Raw genomic sequence first — 16,141 nt, 5'->3', positions numbered from 1 at the left:
TCCGGATAGAGGTAATCGAGGTCGTGGCCGACACAGACGATGGTGTGCGAGGTCCGGACGCTGCCCCGGGAGGTGGTCGCCGTTCCGCCGTCCTGCCCGAGATAGGAGGTGCGCCAGAGGAACCGCACCCCCCGCTCGGCGAGCCAGGCGGCGAGCGAGCCGACGGCCTCCCGCGGGTCGACTCGCAGGTCGTCGCGGAGCACCGCTCCCCCGACCACGGCCGGATCGCCGGACGATAGCCGGTCGCGGACGTCGTCCGCGCCGATCAGCCGCACCTGGCCGGCCTCCCGGCCCGCGGAGAGCTCGTCGAGCACAGCGAGCTCCTCCGGATTCCTGGCGACCGCGAGCGCCCCCGATCGCACCGAGAAGAATCCGGCTGCCGCGCTGTGGTGCAGCCAGCGCTCACGCGCCGTCTGAGCGAGCTCGAGCAGCTCCCCGGACTGGGCGGTGATGCAGCAGTGGCCGAAGTTGCGGACGGACGCGCCGACCGCCCTGCTGTCGCGGTCGATGACCGTCACCGTGAGGCCGAGTGCCACCGCCTCGGCGGCATGGGCGAGGCCGATGATGCCGGCACCGACGATGAGGACGTCGCTCTCGGCGAGGAGTGCGCCCGGGACGCTCTCCGGTGGCGGAAGGGGAACGGATCGTGGGGTCACGGCATCCGACACTGCCCGGACGGAGAGGGACAGTCAAGCCGCCTCCCCCGACGAACGGGCGGCGTCGCCGGGTTGTCGTCCGCCATTCACGTGCGGTTCACCGAAGGCTGCTTGGTTGGACTCCGACGGCCTGGACCGGCATGGCGGTCGGGAAGAGGGACATCGTGATCCAGCTCGTCGCATTCGACATGGCGGGAACGACGATCGACGATCACGGACTCGTCTACGCCGCCCTCGCCGAGAGCGTCGAGGAGACCGGGGCGACGGTCGCCGAGACGGACCTTCAGCGCTGGATGGGCGCGGAGAAGTCGGATGCGATCGCGGCCCTCATGCGGCTCGGCGGGGTCACGCCGGAGCCGGAGGCCGTCGGCCGCGCCTTCGGCCGATTCCGGGACATCCTGGCCGCCGCCTATCTGGGGGACCCTCCCGTCGCCATTCCCGGAGTCGAGCGGGCCATCGGCGAGCTCCGTTCCCGGGGGATCGCCATCTCGCTCACCACCGGGTTCTCCAACGACGTCGCCGCGCCCCTGCTCGAGTCGCTCGGCTGGACGGTCGGCCAGGGGGACGGACACCTCCTGGACGCCGTCGTCACCAGCTCCGAGGTCGCCGCCGGGCGCCCCGCGCCGTACCTCATCCATCACGCCATGGAGAAGACCGGTATCACGGATGTGCGGGCGGTCCTTGCGGCGGGCGACACCGTCGTCGACCTCCTGGCGGCGCACAACGCCGGCGTCCTCGGTGTCGGGGTGCTGACCGGCCAGCTGGGCCGGGAGGAGCTCGAGAGGCATCCGCACCTGGCCATCCTCGACAGCGTCGTCGACGTGCTGCGACTTCCGGAGGCCGGATCGCCGCGGTGACGGAGGCGGCCGCTAGTGTCATCGTGATGGTTGACACGGTTTCAGCGGCCCAGGCGAGGCGCATCGCGCTCGCGGCGCAGGGCTTCGCGCGTCCCCGCCCGGCGAGCACGGGCATCCGGCAGTTGAACACCACGATCGAGCGGCTCGGGCTGTTGCAGATCGACTCCGTCAACGTCTTCGAGCGCAGTCACTACCTCCCGCTCTTCGCCCGTCTCGGCGCCTACGACCGCGCCGCGCTCGACCGGCTCGCCTTCGCGAGGAAGGGCCGCTACATCGAGTACTGGGCGCACGAGGCGGCCATCATCCCGATCGAGTCATGGCCGCTGTTCCGGTGGCGCATGGAGGACTACCGCAGGCGCTATGGTCCGGAGGCGGACGGCTGGGTGCGCGCCAACGCCCCGATGCTGGACTGGCTGAAGGCGGAACTGGCCGAGAAGGGGCCACTCGCCGCGAGCCAGATCGAGCACGAGTCGAACAAGCGCAGCGGGCCGTGGTGGGGCTGGTCCGACGTCAAGTCGGGGCTGGAGTACCTGTTCCGGTTCGGCGACGTGGTGACCGCGGGACGACGCCGGTTCGAGCGGACTTACGCGCTGCCCGCCACCGTCCTGCCGCAGCGTCTGCTCGAGGCCGAGGTGTCCAGGGACGACGCGGTCCGGCAGCTGATGAGTTTCTCGGCCAGGGCCCACGGCATCGGGACGCTCGGCGACCTCGCCGACTACTTCCGCATCAAGCGGGCCCCGGCCGAACGGGCGGTACACGACCTGGTCGACAGCGGCGAGCTGCTGCCGGTGAGCGTCGCCGGCTGGAACCGGCCGGCCTGGCTGCACCGGGACGCACGCATCCCTCGCCGCATCGAGACGACCGCGCTGCTCTCCCCCTTCGACCCCATCGTCTGGGAGCGCGCCCGAGCCGAGCGGATGTTCGGCTTCCGCTACCGCATCGAGATCTACACGCCCGCGCACAAGCGGATCTACGGCTACTACACGCTGCCGCTGCTCATCGACGACCGGCTGGTGGGACGCGTCGACCTCAAGAGCGACCGCCAGGCGGGGGTGCTCCGAGTGCAGTCGGCCTGGACGGAGACGGATGCGCCACCGGAGACGGCGGTGCGTCTCGCCGCCCTGCTCCGCGAGACCGCCCTGTGGCAGGGCCTCGACGGGATCGAGGTCGTCGACCGCGGTGACCTCGCGGCCGCCCTCACCGCCGAGCTGCCGTAGCACCCGCCGCCCCGCCCTGCACCCCCCAAACCTCATCGTCGCGGTGTTTCGTCGTCGGCGCGCGCGTGCAGACCCTGCGCGGCGACGACGAAACACCGCGACGATGGAAGAGGACGGGGCGGGCAGGGGGCAGGGGGCCTGCGGCTAGAACTCGCCGCCGATCTTGTGCAGCCGGGCCACGCGGTCGGGAATGGGCGGATGAGTGCTGAACAGGCGGCTCATGACCCCTGGCTTGTTGGGGTCGGAGATCCACAGGTGCGACATGGAGCTGTTCTGCCGCCGCATCGGACGCCCGTACGCCGCGAGCTTCTCCAGGGCGCTGGCGAGCGCATCCGGGTTCCTCGTTGTCATCGCGCTGGTCGCGTCCGCGAGGTATTCCCGCTGGCGGGAGATCGCCGCCTGCACCCCCGCGGCCACGAGCGGCGCGATGATCATGGCGGCCAGGCCGAACACGAGCACGATCGGGTTGTTGCCGCCGCCGTTGTTGTTGCGGTCGTTGCTGCGCCCCCCGCCGAAGAAGGCGAAGCGCAGGAACAGGTCGGCGATGAAGCCGATGGCCACGACGAGGCCGAAGACGATCATCGACACGCGGGTGTCGTAGTTCTGCACATGCCCCATCTCGTGGGCCATGACCCCCTCGAGCTCGGAGTCGTCCATGATGTCCAGCAGGCCGCTGGTCGCCGCGACATAGGCGTGCTGCGGGTCGCGTCCGGTCGCGAAGGCGTTGGGGGCCGGATCGTTGACGATGTAGACCTTGGGCATCGGCAGGCCGTCGGTGATGGCCAGGTTCTCCACGATGCGATAGAGCCTGGGGTTATCGGCCTTCTGGATCTCCTGCCCTCCGGAGATCGAGATCGCCAGCCTCGACGCGGCGAAGTACTGGATGAGCGCGTAGGCGGTGGCGATCACGAGGACGGTGATCGAGATGCTCCAGCTGTTGTAGACGTATCCGGCGAGCCAGCCGAGACCGCCGATGATGACGAGGAAGAGCAGGATGATGAAGACGGTGTTGCGTTTGTTCTTCGCTATGGCGCGATACATGGATGCGTCGGTTCAGCCGGTCGTCGGTCGCGAGCGGTCAGAACTGCACGCGCGGCGGTTCCGCGATGGCGGCGGAGTCCGCCACCTCGAAGAACTGACGCTCCGAGAAACCGAGCCCGCGAACGAAGAGCGTGTTGGGGAAGGTCTTGATCTTGGTGTTCAACTCGCGGACGCCGCCGTTGTAGAAGCGGCGGGAGGCCTGGATCTTGTCCTCCGTATCGACCAGCTCACCCTGCAGCTGCAGGAAGTTCTGGCTGGCCTGGAGCTGGGGATAGGCCTCGGCGACGGCGAACAGGCTCTTGAGCGCACCCTGCACGTGACCCTCGGCCACGGCGGCATCGGCGGGGGTGGTGGCGCTGAGCGATTCGGCACGCGCCTTGGTGACGGCCTCGAAGACGCCCTTCTCGTGCGCGGCATACCCCTTGACCGACTCGATGAGGTTGGGCAGCAGATCGGCACGGCGCTTGAGCTGAACGGTGATGTCGCTCCACGCCTCGTCGACACGAACGTTCAGACGCACCAGGCCGTTGTAGGTCGACCACAGGTAGATGCCGATGATCACGACCAGCAGGACGATGATGCCGACGACGATAAGAAGTTCCATGCTTTTCCCTCGGGAGGTGCCCTACGCCACCGTGCTTCGGATACCCGGTGCGAGACGTGCTTTTACACGCCTCACGCACGTCGTGATAACTATAACGAAGGAGCCTGGTGCTCTCATCCCGTTCGGAGCAAGCTCCAAGCCAAAGCAGACCGCGGGTCGAGGTTCGCTCCCTGCCAGGACTCACCGCCTGAGCCTCCGAATCCGAGCGGTGATCGGAGCCTGACGCCTGATGCGAGAATTGTCAGGCGCATCCCGGATCGCGGATCGCACACAGGAGGAAAGACGGATGCCGCAGGTTGCCGCGACGGAAGCAATCGAGCGACTGAGTCAGGTGGTCGCCGACTTCCCCCAACCCGGAGTCAGCTTTCGTGACCTGACCCCGGTCTTCGCGAACGGGCCGGCCCTGCGGCTGGTGATCGACGCCCTCGTGGAGCCGTACGCCGGACACTTCGACGCCGTCGCCGGCGTCGAGGCACGGGGATTCGTGCTCGCCGCCGCGGCCGCATACGCGACCGACCTCGGTGTGGTGATGATCAGAAAACCGGGCAAGCTCCCGCGCCGGGTGCTCTCGGAGGACTACGACCTCGAATACGGCAGCACGACCCTCCAGCTTCATCCCGACGAGCTGCCGCCCGGTTCGCGAGTCCTGCTCCTCGACGACGTGCTGGCGACCGGGGGGACGCTCGCCGCGAGCTGCTCGCTGATCGAGGAGGCCGGCTGGTCCGTCGCTGGCATCAGCGTCGCGCTCGAGATCTCCGCGCTCGGCGGCCTCTCCCGGCTGCCTGGCCGCGACGTGCACTCATTGCTGGTCCTCTAGCGCGGGGAATGGACTGACGATGAACGCGCTATCGGAACGCTTTCGCACCTGGCTCCTCGACGGACTCGTCTACCATTCCACCCGGCATCAGGGACCGCACGCCGAGGTGACGGCGCGGACCCATTCCTGGTGGCGCGTCATGTGCCTCTCCGGCGTCGACTACTTCTCGACCCTGGGGTACCAACCGGCCATCGCCGCCCTCGCCGCCGGCCTGCTCTCCCCGCTGGCGACCGTCGTCCTCGTCCTGCTGACCCTGCTCGGCGCCCTGCCCGTCTATCGCAGGGTCGCCAGGGAGAGCTTCAAGGGCTCCGGTTCGATCGCGATGCTCGAGAAGCTGCTGCCCTGGTGGTCCGGCAAGCTGTTCGTGCTGGTGCTGCTCGGTTTCGCCGCGACCGACTTCATGATCACCATCACGCTGTCCGCCGCCGACGCCGCGGCACACGCCATCGAGAACCCCTTCGCCCCCTCGTGGTTCCACGGCAACCAGGTGCTGCTCACCCTGTTCCTCGTCGCGCTGCTGGGCGCCGTCTTCCTCCGCGGCTTCAAGGAGGCGATCGGCATCGCGGTCGTGCTCGTCGCCGTCTACCTCACGCTCAACGTCGTTGTCATCGCCGTCTCCATCGCCCACGTCGCCGCCGATCCCGTGGTGATCGGCGACTGGTGGACCGCGCTCAACACTCAGCACGGCAATCCGCTGGTCATGGTGGGGATCGCCCTCGTGGTCTTCCCCCGCCTCGCCCTCGGCCTGTCCGGTTTCGAGACCGGCGTCGCGGTCATGCCGCAGATCACCGGCGACCCGAGCGACACCCCGAGCAACCCGGTCGGCCGCATCCGCGGAGCCGGGCGGCTGCTGACCACCGCCGCGGTGATCATGAGCGCCTTCCTCATCAGCTCGAGCCTCGTCACCACCTTCCTCATCCCGCAGAAGGCCTTCCAGCCCGGCGGCCCCGCCAACGGCCGCGCCCTCGCCTACCTCGCTCACCAATACCTCGGATCGGGTTTCGGAACCGTCTACGACATCAGCACCATCTGCATCCTGTGGTTCGCCGGGGCGTCGGCGATGGCCGGCCTGCTCAACCTGGTGCCCCGCTACCTGCCCCGCTACGGCATGGCGCCGAACTGGGTGCGCGCGGTGCGGCCCCTCGTGCTCGTCTTCATCGCCATCGCCTTCCTCATCACCCTGTTCTTCCAGGCGAACGTGGATGCGCAGGGCGGCGCGTACGCGACCGGCGTCCTCGTGCTCATCACCTCGGCCGCCGTCGCCGTCACGCTCTCCGCCCGCCGGCATCGACAACGCAAACGCACGGTCGGCTTCGCGCTCGTCAGCCTCGTCTTCCTCTATACGACGGTCGTCAACGTGATCGAGCGTCCGGAGGGCCTGCGCATCGCCGCGCTCTTCGTCGTCGGCATCCTCGTGATCTCCATCATCTCGAGGGTGCACCGCTCCTTCCAGTTGCGGGCGACCTCGGTGGAGCTCGACGAGGCGGCCGTCTCCTTCGTCATGGACGATGCGGAGTATGGGGACATCCGCATCATCGCCAACGAGCCGGACGACGGCAGCGAGCGGGAATACCGCGAGAAGAACTACGACGAACGGCGATTCAGCAACATCCCCTATCCGGCCCGCACGATCTTCCTCGAGGTGCACCCGGCCGATTCCTCCGACTTCGAGGAGGACCTGCTCGTGCGCGGCGTGGTGAAGCACGGCTACCGGGTGCTCGAGGTGCGCAGCGGAAACGTCCCGAACACCCTCGCGGCCGTGCTGCTCGAGATCCGGGACATCACCGGAACCGTCCCGAGCATCTACTTCGAGTGGACGGAGGGCAATCCGATCTCCAACATGTTCAAGTTCCTCGTCACGGGCGGCGGGGAGGTCGCCCCGGTCACCCGTGAGGTGCTCAGGGAGTCGGAGAAGAACGTCAAGCGTCGCCCGACCGTGCACGTGAGCTGAGCCGCGGTTCGCCGCGACCGTCAGCCGAGGACCCTGTCCAGGTACGGATTGGTGAACACCCGCTCCGGGTCGAGTCGGTCGCGCACCTCGACGAAGTCGCCGTGGCGCGGGTACAGCTCCGCTCATCGACTGGGTCGTGCGTCTCAGTCGTTTGGCTGAAACGATCACCGCTCTCGTGACGTTCCGTCAATCTCCGGCCGGGATTTGTAACGAGTTGGATACGGAAGTGGACGAGTTGGAAACGGAATTGACAGTGTGAGGAATCCATAGCTGAATGGAGCTACGGTGCAGCCCTTTCTCGCTCATGTCCTCCGACGCCCGTTCCGCAATCGCCGAACGAGCGCACTGGGTCGAGTCGCTGCCGTCACCGGCATCGTCGGGCTCCTGCTGCTCTCCTCACCCGGGACGGCGTTCGCCCAATCGCCGTCCTCTGGCACGGGGCCATCCGCCCTCGCCCAACCCGACAGCGATCCGTCGTCCGGGCAGGAAGCCAGCCCACCGGCGGCGGATCCGACCGGGCCGACCTTCAGCTTCGACGGACGACAAGATTTTTCCCCCAGAAACGCCATCACCATCCACGGCACCAAGGATGCCGGGAGCACGATCTCCGTGCTCTCGCTCACGACGGGTAATGCGCCGGTCTGCTCCATCGACGATCACGGTGACAACCTCGCAGTGACCTGGGCCTGCAGCTTCGGCCTGCCCAACGGCAAGGGCATCGTCATCACCGCGGATCAGACGCTGAACGGCACGGTGACCGAGGCGAAGCATCCGATCGACGTGCTCGGCGCACCGACCATCGACGGTGGCCCGGGATATCTCACCAGCGGACTGCTCTCCGGCAGGGGCTTCGCCGGGACCAACGTCACCACCGTGGTGGACGGCAGCCTCTCCGGCGGCTGCACCTCGACCGTGGCGGCGAGCGGCTACTGGTCCTGCGCCGTCACCGCGGGCTCCGGCCAGCACGTCGTGCAAGCGCAGCAGTCCTGGAGCGACAGCGAGACATCCGACCCCACCGGCGGGCTGTCCATCGTCGTCGACAAGGATGCGCCGGCCAGCCCGGTGATCCGGTCGCCGCGGGCGGGCAGCCACATCACCGGCACCCGCATCGTCTCCGGCGGAACCGGGGAAACCGGTGCGGTGGTCGACGTCTATGTCGGCAACACCCCCGTGTGCACGGCCCAGGTCTCCGGCGGATCCTGGAGCTGCGGGGCAGGGGGGATCACGCCGGGGACACATGCCGTCCGCGCGATCCAGCGTGACGGAGCGGGCAACTACAGCGCACCGTCGCGCGCGATCACGGTCTACTTCGACGCCGTCGGCAGCAGCCCCGGGCCTTCTCCCGCCGTGCCTCCCGCGGTGCCGCCGCCCGGGACTCCGACCCCGTCGCAGACCCCTGGGCCCACGCCGACCCCGGGACCGAGCCACACCCCGGCACCGGCGGCTCCTGGCCCCTCGAGCACCTGGGGCACCCCGACCGGCTTCGGCGCGAGTCTGCCGACGCTGGCCGAGACGATCGTGCGGGGCAACTGGCTGATGGCGCCCGTGCTCGCCGTCGGATTCATCCTGCTCGTCGCGCTGCCGCTGAGGCTGCTGCTGATGACCCTGCGTGGGCGCATCCGCCGGCCCTCCATGCGCCTGCTGGGGCGCAATCGCGGGCCCGATGACGAGCTGACCGCCGCGGTCCAGCCGAAGCCGGTCAACCCCTGGCTCGCCGGGGCGATCCCGCTCGCGATCGCGGTCCTCTTCATCGTGATGTCTGCCGGGCTGAACAACGAGGTGCGTTACCTGCGGCTCGTTGTCGCCGTCGGGATCGGGCTGTCGGTGCTCAACGTCGTCGGTGTTGCCGCTGCCACCCGCCTCGGAGCGCTCTCGCAGGGCATCTCCGGACGGCTGCGGTTCCTGCCGATGCTGCTCGTCGCCGCCGCGCTGGCCGCACCGCTCTCGCGATGGACGGGACTCCAGCCGCCCGTCGTCGTGGGCGTGCTGATCGGAATCGGGTTCACCGGGCGAGTGCCCGTTCGGCGCAGGGCCCTCGTCAACCTCACCGAGATCGGCGCGGTGATGCTCCTGGCCGTCGCCGCCTGGCTGTTCCACGGCTGGCTCGGACCGGTCGACGGGTTCTGGGCATCCGCCCTCTCGGAGATGCTCGCGACGGTCGCGCTCGCCGGGCTCGGCTCGGCCATCGTGCTGGTGCTGCCGGTGGCGACGCTGCCCGGGCGGGTGTTGCTGGAGTGGTCGTTGCCGATCTGGCTCGTCACCACGGCGATCGTCAGTGTCATCGTCTCGGCCATCATCCTCGGCGGTGCCGGAGCGAACTTCCCCGTGATCGGCTCGCTCGCCGTCGCGACGGCCTTCGCCGCGCTGAGCCTCGCCGTCTGGGCCTGGATGCGTTTCGTCGAGCCGGTGCCCGAACGCGGCTGAGCTTCGCGCCGCGAGACACTGGTACCCCCGGTGGGGTTCGAACCCACACTGGGACGATTTTAAGTCGTCTGCCTCTGCCGATTGGGCTACGGGGGCGCGTGCCCCAGCCTACTGAGGTGCCGCCAACAGCGACGGCGCGGTGTGTCGTCGATGGCGCGGGTGTTGAATACCCGCACGCCGTCGACGAAACACCGCGCGGTTGCCGTACCACTGACGAGCTGCGCGGCCTGACCCGGCGGAACCCCGGGCACGGGGAGGAGTTAGGGTGCGACCTTTTCCGGCACGGGGGGCTTCGGACGCGATGCGAAGGTCTCGAAGGCGACCCGAGGGGACACCCTGGCCTCCAGCGAGACGATGTCGCGACGCAGGATGAAGTTGAGGATCCAGACGCTGAACACCCGAATCTTGCGCTCCCACATCGGCACGGCGAGACCGTGATATCCGCGGTGCATGAGCCAGGCGAGCGGGCCCTTAACGGCGAACTTCCCCGACTGGAAGACGCCCTCACCGAGTCCGAGACCGGCGACGGCCCCCATGTTCTTGTGGAAGTACTCCTTGGGCAGTTCCCCCCGCAGGTACGCGGCGAGGTTCTTCGCGAGGAGCTTGCCCTGACGGACGGCGTGCTGGGCGTTCGGCACGCAGAATCCGCCAACGCCGGCCCCGGTGAGATCGGGGACGGCGCTCACATCGCCCGCACCCCAGGCATCCAGCACCACACCGTCGTCGTTGATGACGCGCAGGTCGGCGCCGACGCGCAGGCGCCCGCGCTCCTCGATCGGCAGATCCGTGTTCCGCAGGACGGGGTTGGCCATGACGCCCGCGGTCCAGACGATGAGGTCGGTCTCGAAGGACTCCCCGGTGGAGAGCTCGATGACACCGCCGACGGCAGAGGTCAGCTGGGTCTCCAGGTGCACCTCCGCGCCACGCTGGGCGAGGTTCTTGAGCACCCAGTGGCTGGTCTTGAGGGAGACCTCCGGCATGATGCGACCCATCGCCTCGATGAGGTGGAAGTGGGTGTCCTCGAAGGTGATGGTCGGGTAGTACTTGAGGAGGTCGGTGGCCAGGCTGCGCAGCTCGCCGAAGATCTCGATGCCGGCGAACCCGCCACCGACGACGGTGAAGGTGAGCAGCCGGTCGCGCTCGGGGCCGGCGGGAAGGTTGGATGCCTTGTCGAAGTTCACCAGCACGCGGTCGCGCACCGCGATCGCCTCTTCGATGTTCTTGAGGCCGATGGCCTCGTCGGCGACCCCGGGGATGGGGAACGTGCGCGACACCGAGCCGGCGGTCACCACGACGATGTCGTAGTCGATCTCCCACGGCTCACCGACGGGAGGGGTGATCGTCGCCGTCTTGGTGGCGTGGTCGATCGCGGTGACCTTCGCGGTGACGACGTTCGTCTTGGTGAGGTGGCGACGGTGCGACACGACCGCGTGGCGCGGTTCGATCGACCCGGCCGCGACCTCGGGGAGGAATGGCTGGTAGGTCATGTAGGGAAGCGGGTCCACCATGGTGACGTCCGCTTCGCCATGACGCAGCAAACCCTCGAGTTTGAGGGCAGTATAGAAACCGGCGTATCCGCCGCCGACAATGAGGATTTTAGGCACGAAGGACAATCTACTACGTGCTACCGCCTGCGCCGGACCCTCCGGAACGCCCGCACGGCGCCCCTGACCACCACGACGAGGAGCGCGGCGAAGACCGCGTACACCAGCAGCGGCAGACCAGTATTCCTCAACGACCCGACCGTCGGCAGCACCCGTCCGAGCGGGCTGCGCGCCTCGGAGGTCTTGACTGGTGCCGGCTTCGGGGTCGCCGTGCTCGTCGAGACGGGGGTCGGGGTGGCGCTGGATGCCGCGCGCCGGTTGAGGCGGATCCACTCCTTCAGCTCGTCGGCCGGGTCGGTCTTGACCGACGGGACGGTGGCGGTCACGGCCGCCGCCGCATCCATGAGCCCGCTGCCGTAGACGATGGCGTTGCCAGCCGGTTTCGCCGTGGCGGTCAGCCGGTTGATGAGATTGCCCGCCGAGAGCGACGGATGCGAGGACTTGATGAGGGCGAGCGCACCGGAGACGAGCGGGGCCGCGCCGCTCGTGCCCGCCCACTGGTAGTAGCCGCCGCCAGGGCCGGCCCCGACGAGATCCTCGCTCGGGGCGGACACCGTCAGCGTGATGCCCTGAGAGGAGGCGTCGAAGCTGGCCTTGCCGTTGCGATCCACTCCGGCGACGACGACCACCCCCGGCATGGTCGCCGGGGCGCCGACCTCCGTCGTCCCGCTGCCCCGGTTGCCCGCGGCCGCCACGACGATCACCCCGTGCTGCATGGCGTAGAGGAAGGCGTCGTCCCAGCTGACCGGCCAGTCCAGGGTGTTGCGGGTGAGGGACATGTTGATGATGTCGGCACCGTGGTCCACCGACCAGCGCACCGCCGTGGCGATCTGGTCATCCGAATCGGTGGTGCCGACGCCGAAACCGACCGAGACGGACAGGAGCTTCGCCGCGGGCGCGACGCCGATCACGCCGTCGCCGGCCCCATGGCCGTGCCCGGCGAGCATCGAGGCGACCATGGTGCCGTGCTGGCTGTCGTCTCCGATCGGCTTCTGGCCGTTCGCCGCGCCGACGCCGGAGACGTCCGTTCCGCCGACGACCGTCCCGGTGAGATCGGGATGCGTTCCGTCGACCCCGGTGTCGATCACCGCGATCGTCACCCCGGCTCCCTTGGTGGTGGCCCACGCCTGGGTGAACCCGTAGTCGGCGAGCCAGTACTCGCGATCGCGGATGTTGTCCGCGGAGGCCGGCAGGGCGACGAAGACGGATGCCGCGACGCCGAACGCCGCGACCGCCGCCAGCCATCGCCGCGGTCTCACTCGCCGTCGCCCTCGGACGGCGGGCACTCGCACACCTCCGGCGACCAGGCCGCCCGCGCGAGCGCCCGATCGCCGATCGGGTTCACCCCGGGTCCGGCGGCGAGGGAGTGGGCGGCGAGGGCGTGCAGGCACTTGACCCGATTCGGCATCCCACCCGCCGAGATCCCCTCGATCTCCTGGACCCGGCCGATGCCCTCGCGATCGGCCAGATAGGACTCGTGCGCCGCGCGATAGGCGCTCGCCACCGTCTCGTCGTCGAGGAGTGCCGCGAGCTCCGGCATCACCCCGGTCGCCTCGAGGGTGGAGATCGCGGCGGTCGCCGCGGGATGGCTCAGATAGTAGAGGGTGGGGAACGGGGTGCCGTCCGCCAGCCGGGGGCTCGTCGCGACGACCGTCGGCGCACCGCAGACACAGCGGGCGGCGATGCCGATGACATCGCGGGCGGGTCGGCCGAGCTGCCGCGACACCGCGGCGATGTCCGCCTCGCTCGGCGGGTCGAAGGGCGGCCTGGTCATTTCTGCTTGATCACCGGCGCGACGATCTGGTCCGGCTGCTGGTCGGTGAGCCCGGCCGTGAAGACGGAGGACAGCAGCGAGCTCACCCAGTCGACCCTGGTCGTCTGGATCTTGTCGCTGATCGGCTGGCCGTTCGTCGTCGCGGTGGTGGAGCCGTCGTCGATCACGAGGTAGCTGTAGTCGCCGGGGAAGACGTAGTCGAGCCGCTCGCGGGCGAGGGCCTCGACGTAGCCGGGGTCGTCCCATCTGGCCTTCTGCGCCTTGAGCTCGCTCACCGATTTCTTGGCATCCTTCACCGACTCGTGAAGGGCCGAGATCTGCTGCTGCTGCTCGACGAGGACCCGCAGCGAGGGGGCGAGCACCACCACGAACAGCACGATGAGCACGAGCGCGGTGATGGCGAATCCTGAGAGACGGATGCTGCGAAGCCACTGTCCCGATGCGGTCTCCTCGGGGAGCCGCACCGGGACACGGGTGGTCTTCGTCCGTCCGTCCCTCGGCTGCCTCGTCATACGACGAGCCTAAACGGACTGTCCGGATTAACCCTTGAAGCGGGGGAATGCGCCGCGGCCGGCGTAGACCGCGGCCTCGCCGAGCTCCTCCTCGATGCGCAGCAGCTGGTTGTACTTGGCAACCCGGTCGCTGCGGGCGGGGGCGCCCGTCTTGATCTGTCCGGCATCCGTCGCGACCGCGAGGTCGGCGATGGTGGTGTCCTCAGTCTCACCCGAGCGGTGGGAGAGGATCGTGGTGTAGCCGTGACGCTGGGCCAGGGACACCGCGTCGAGGGTCTCGGTCAGGGTGCCGATCTGGTTGACCTTGACCAGGATCGAGTTGGCGACGTGCTGGTCGATGCCCTGCTGCAGGCGCTTCGGGTTGGTGACGAACAGGTCGTCGCCGACGATCTGGATCTTCTCACCAAGCTGCTCGGTGAGGTGCTGGTAGCCCTCCCAGTCGTCTTCGGCCAGCGGGTCCTCGATGGTGACCAGCGGGTAGTCCGCCACGATGCCGACGAAGTACGCGGTGAGCTGTTCGGCGTTGAGCTGCTGCTTCTCGAAGGAGTACACACCCTTGTCGAAGAACTCGGAGGACGCGACGTCGAGGCCGAGGGCGATCTCCTTGCCGGGGGTGAACCCGGCGGAGGTGATGGCCTCGACGAGGAGGTCGAGCGCGGCACGGCCGCCGGACAGATCGGGGGCGAAGCCGCCCTCGTCGCCGAGCCCGGTGCTCAGGCCCTTGCTGTGCAGGAGCGCCTTGAGCGCGTGGTAGGTCTCGACGCCCCAGCGGAGTCCCTCGCTGAAGCTCTCTGCGCCGACGGGCAGGATCATGAACTCCTGGATGTCGACGCTCGTGTCCGCGTGGGCGCCACCGTTGATGACGTTGAGCATCGGCACGGGAAGCGTGTGGGCGTTCGGGCCGCCGAGGTAGCGGAAGAGCGGCAGGTCGACGGAGTCGGCTGCGGCCTTGGCCACGGCGAGCGAGACGCCGAGGATGGCGTTGGCGCCGAGCTTCTTCTTGTTGTCGGTGCCGTCGAGCTGGATCATGGCCGCGTCGACGAGACGCTGGTCGGTGGCCTCGAAGCCCTCGAGGGCCGGGCCGAGGACGTCGACGACGGCGGCGACGGCCTTCTGGACACCCTTTCCGCCATAGCGCTTCTTGTCACCGTCGCGGAGCTCGTATGCCTCGAAGGCACCGGTCGACGCGCCAGAGGGAACGGCCGCGCGGGCGACGATGCCATCGTCGAGCAGGACCTCGACCTCCACGGTCGGGTTGCCCCGGGAATCAAGAATTTCGCGGGCGCCTACAGCTTCGATCAAAGCCACGACTGGTCTCCTTAAGCCTTATCAACAATGCGTGGTCATCCTACTCGCGCGCGGCTCGAGCTCCCGGGGACTTAGGTCCCGATGGGGCGGAAGCGCAGATCATCGACGGTAGCGGTCGCGGCAGAAACGCTGGCCAGCTCCGTGAAACCGGCCGCGGAGAGCTGTTCGAGAAGCGGTTTGAGATTGCGCGGCGTGCGCTCAAGCCGCACCCTCCTGCCGAGCGCGATCAGCTCGGTCTTGAGCCGCAGGAGGGTCGCCGGTTCGGTATCGGCTCCGTAGAGGAGCGCGACGGCATCCGCCGCGCGGTCCGGTGGCAGATCGACGAGGTCGACGATGCGCTCGAAGCCGATCGAGAAACCGGCCGCGGGCACGTCCGCGCCGAGGAAACGCCCGATCATGCCGTCGTAGCGGCCACCGCCACCGAGGGAGCTCGACGAGGAGGGGTGGGCGATCTCGAAGATGGTCCCCGTGTAGTAGCCCATGCCGCGTACGAGGAACGGATCGAACTGAACGACCGGCGCGCCCTGTCCGGCGTCGACGGCGAGGCCGATGGCCGCCAGGTCCGCGACGACCGCGGGGTCGACGCCGTCCGGCAGCGCCGCCGCGATGGCCGCCTCGCCGAAGGGAAGGGCCTCGACGGGCTGCTGCCGCCCGAGGAAGGTCTCGAGGGCGCCCACCGGCGCCTCGGCGAAACCGCGTTCGCGCAGCTCGGCGACCACGCCGTCCGGGCCGATCTTGTCCAGCTTGTCGATGGTGACGAGGACGGTCTCCCGGTCGGCGACGGCGAAGCCGAACACGTCGAGCAGCCCGATGAGCAGCCGGCGATCGTTGACCCGGATGCTCCAGCCTGTGAGCCCGAGCGCCGTCACCGCCGCCGCGGTCGCCGTCATGAGCTCGATCTCGGCGAGCGGGCCCTCCTCGCCGATGATGTCGATGTCGCACTGCACGAACTGGCGGTAGCGGCCCTTCTGCGGACGCTCCGCCCGCCAGACCGGCGCGATCTGGATGGAGCGGAAGACGGTCGGCAGCTCCGCTCGATGCGTGGCGTAGAACCGGGCGAGGGGGACGGTCAGGTCGAAGCGCAGGCCGAGGTCGGCCAGGTCGAGCGGGTCGGTCGCGCGGCCGAGGTCTTCGCTGGTGAGCCCGCGCCTGAGCACGGCGAAGGCCAGCTTCTCGTTGTCACCGCCGAGTCCGGCATGCAGCCGGGAGGAGTCCTCCATGACCGGCGTCTCGATCTCGTCGAAGCCGTGCGCGGAGAAGACGGAGCGGATGACCGAGAGCACGTGCTCCCGCCTGGCCTTGTCCCCGGGGAGGAAATCGCGCATGCCGCGAGGAGGGTGTACCGAGCTAACCATGTGTCGATTGTTCCATGGGCG

At 68.9% G+C, this 16,141-nt stretch carries 15 protein-coding genes and 1 tRNA gene; 5 read left to right on the top strand and 11 right to left on the bottom strand.

Annotation, left to right across the window (positions count from 1 at the left end):
• Positions 1–656, bottom strand: a 656-nt coding sequence (locus VGC18_RS00700; RefSeq protein ID WP_331093185.1) for an FAD-dependent oxidoreductase, incomplete at its 3' end; no start/stop codon positions are given.
• 140 nt (positions 657–796) lie between these two features.
• On the opposite strand from VGC18_RS00700, the gene VGC18_RS00695 reads away from it, so the two are divergent.
• A complete protein-coding gene (locus VGC18_RS00695; RefSeq protein WP_331093183.1) occupies positions 797–1,513 on the top strand; it encodes a phosphonatase-like hydrolase in 717 nt (238 codons plus the stop codon).
• A 26-nt stretch (positions 1,514–1,539) separates the two neighbouring features.
• Complete coding sequence (locus tag VGC18_RS00690) at positions 1,540–2,730, top strand: winged helix-turn-helix domain-containing protein (protein WP_331093181.1); 1,191 nt, start codon at positions 1,540–1,542, stop codon at positions 2,728–2,730.
• A gap of 144 nt (positions 2,731–2,874) precedes the next feature.
• On the opposite strand, the gene VGC18_RS00685 is transcribed toward VGC18_RS00690, so the two are convergent.
• Together VGC18_RS00685 and VGC18_RS00680 are read right to left on the bottom strand one after the other, a co-directional pair.
• The gene (locus tag VGC18_RS00685) at positions 2,875–3,771 is read right to left on the bottom strand and encodes a M48 family metalloprotease (RefSeq protein WP_331093179.1); all 897 of its coding nucleotides are present in this window, start codon (positions 3,769–3,771) and stop codon (positions 2,875–2,877) included.
• Between the two features lie 37 nt (positions 3,772–3,808).
• Complete coding sequence (locus VGC18_RS00680; protein WP_331093178.1) at positions 3,809–4,375, bottom strand: LemA family protein; 567 nt, start codon at positions 4,373–4,375, stop codon at positions 3,809–3,811.
• 286 nt (positions 4,376–4,661) lie between these two features.
• On the opposite strand from VGC18_RS00680, the gene VGC18_RS00675 reads away from it, so the two are divergent.
• Positions 4,662–5,192 carry an adenine phosphoribosyltransferase gene (locus tag VGC18_RS00675; protein WP_331093176.1) on the top strand — a complete coding sequence of 177 codons (531 nt, stop codon included), beginning with the start codon at positions 4,662–4,664 and terminating at the stop codon, positions 5,190–5,192.
• Positions 5,193–5,211: 19 nt separating this feature from the next.
• Positions 5,212–7,143 carry an amino acid transporter gene (locus VGC18_RS00670; protein WP_331093173.1) on the top strand — a complete coding sequence of 644 codons (1,932 nt, stop codon included), beginning with the start codon at positions 5,212–5,214 and terminating at the stop codon, positions 7,141–7,143.
• A gap of 20 nt (positions 7,144–7,163) precedes the next feature.
• Here VGC18_RS00670 and VGC18_RS00665 read toward each other — a convergent pair whose 3' ends face one another.
• Positions 7,164–7,259, bottom strand: coding sequence for a D-arabinono-1,4-lactone oxidase (locus tag VGC18_RS00665; protein ID WP_414672842.1), 96 nt, complete (start codon positions 7,257–7,259; stop codon positions 7,164–7,166).
• A gap of 169 nt (positions 7,260–7,428) precedes the next feature.
• Between VGC18_RS00665 and VGC18_RS00660 the strand changes: the two genes are divergently transcribed.
• Positions 7,429–9,567 carry a hypothetical protein gene (locus tag VGC18_RS00660; RefSeq protein ID WP_331093171.1) on the top strand — a complete coding sequence of 713 codons (2,139 nt, stop codon included), beginning with the start codon at positions 7,429–7,431 and terminating at the stop codon, positions 9,565–9,567.
• A gap of 19 nt (positions 9,568–9,586) precedes the next feature.
• Here the strand turns inward: VGC18_RS00660 and VGC18_RS00655 are convergent.
• From VGC18_RS00655 to hisS, 7 genes are all read right to left on the bottom strand, one after another.
• A tRNA-Leu gene (locus VGC18_RS00655) sits at positions 9,587–9,663 on the bottom strand.
• Between the two features lie 164 nt (positions 9,664–9,827).
• Entirely contained in the window at positions 9,828–11,171 is a 1,344-nt protein-coding gene (locus VGC18_RS00650) for an NAD(P)/FAD-dependent oxidoreductase (protein ID WP_331093169.1), read from the bottom strand.
• A gap of 20 nt (positions 11,172–11,191) precedes the next feature.
• Positions 11,192–12,430 carry a S8 family peptidase gene (locus tag VGC18_RS00645; protein ID WP_331093167.1) on the bottom strand — a complete coding sequence of 413 codons (1,239 nt, stop codon included), beginning with the start codon at positions 12,428–12,430 and terminating at the stop codon, positions 11,192–11,194.
• Entirely contained in the window at positions 12,427–12,945 is a 519-nt protein-coding gene (locus tag VGC18_RS00640; protein WP_331093165.1) for a DUF501 domain-containing protein, read from the bottom strand. The genes VGC18_RS00645 and VGC18_RS00640 overlap by 4 nt, the downstream gene beginning before the upstream one ends.
• Complete coding sequence (locus tag VGC18_RS00635; RefSeq protein WP_331093163.1) at positions 12,942–13,457, bottom strand: septum formation initiator family protein; 516 nt, start codon at positions 13,455–13,457, stop codon at positions 12,942–12,944. Before VGC18_RS00635 ends, VGC18_RS00640 begins: the two co-directional genes overlap by 4 nt.
• 27 nt (positions 13,458–13,484) lie before the next feature.
• Entirely contained in the window at positions 13,485–14,765 is a 1,281-nt protein-coding gene (gene eno / locus VGC18_RS00630; RefSeq protein ID WP_331093161.1) for a phosphopyruvate hydratase, read from the bottom strand.
• A gap of 71 nt (positions 14,766–14,836) precedes the next feature.
• Positions 14,837–16,120 carry a histidine--tRNA ligase gene (gene hisS / locus VGC18_RS00625; protein WP_331093159.1) on the bottom strand — a complete coding sequence of 428 codons (1,284 nt, stop codon included), beginning with the start codon at positions 16,118–16,120 and terminating at the stop codon, positions 14,837–14,839.
• Between the last annotated feature and the right edge of the window lie 21 nt (positions 16,121–16,141).

It is taken from the genome of Lacisediminihabitans sp., assembly GCF_036404185.1.
Classification (GTDB): Bacteria; Actinomycetota; Actinomycetes; order Actinomycetales; family Microbacteriaceae; genus Lacisediminihabitans.
This window is presented reverse-complemented; position numbering and strand designations above follow the sequence as displayed.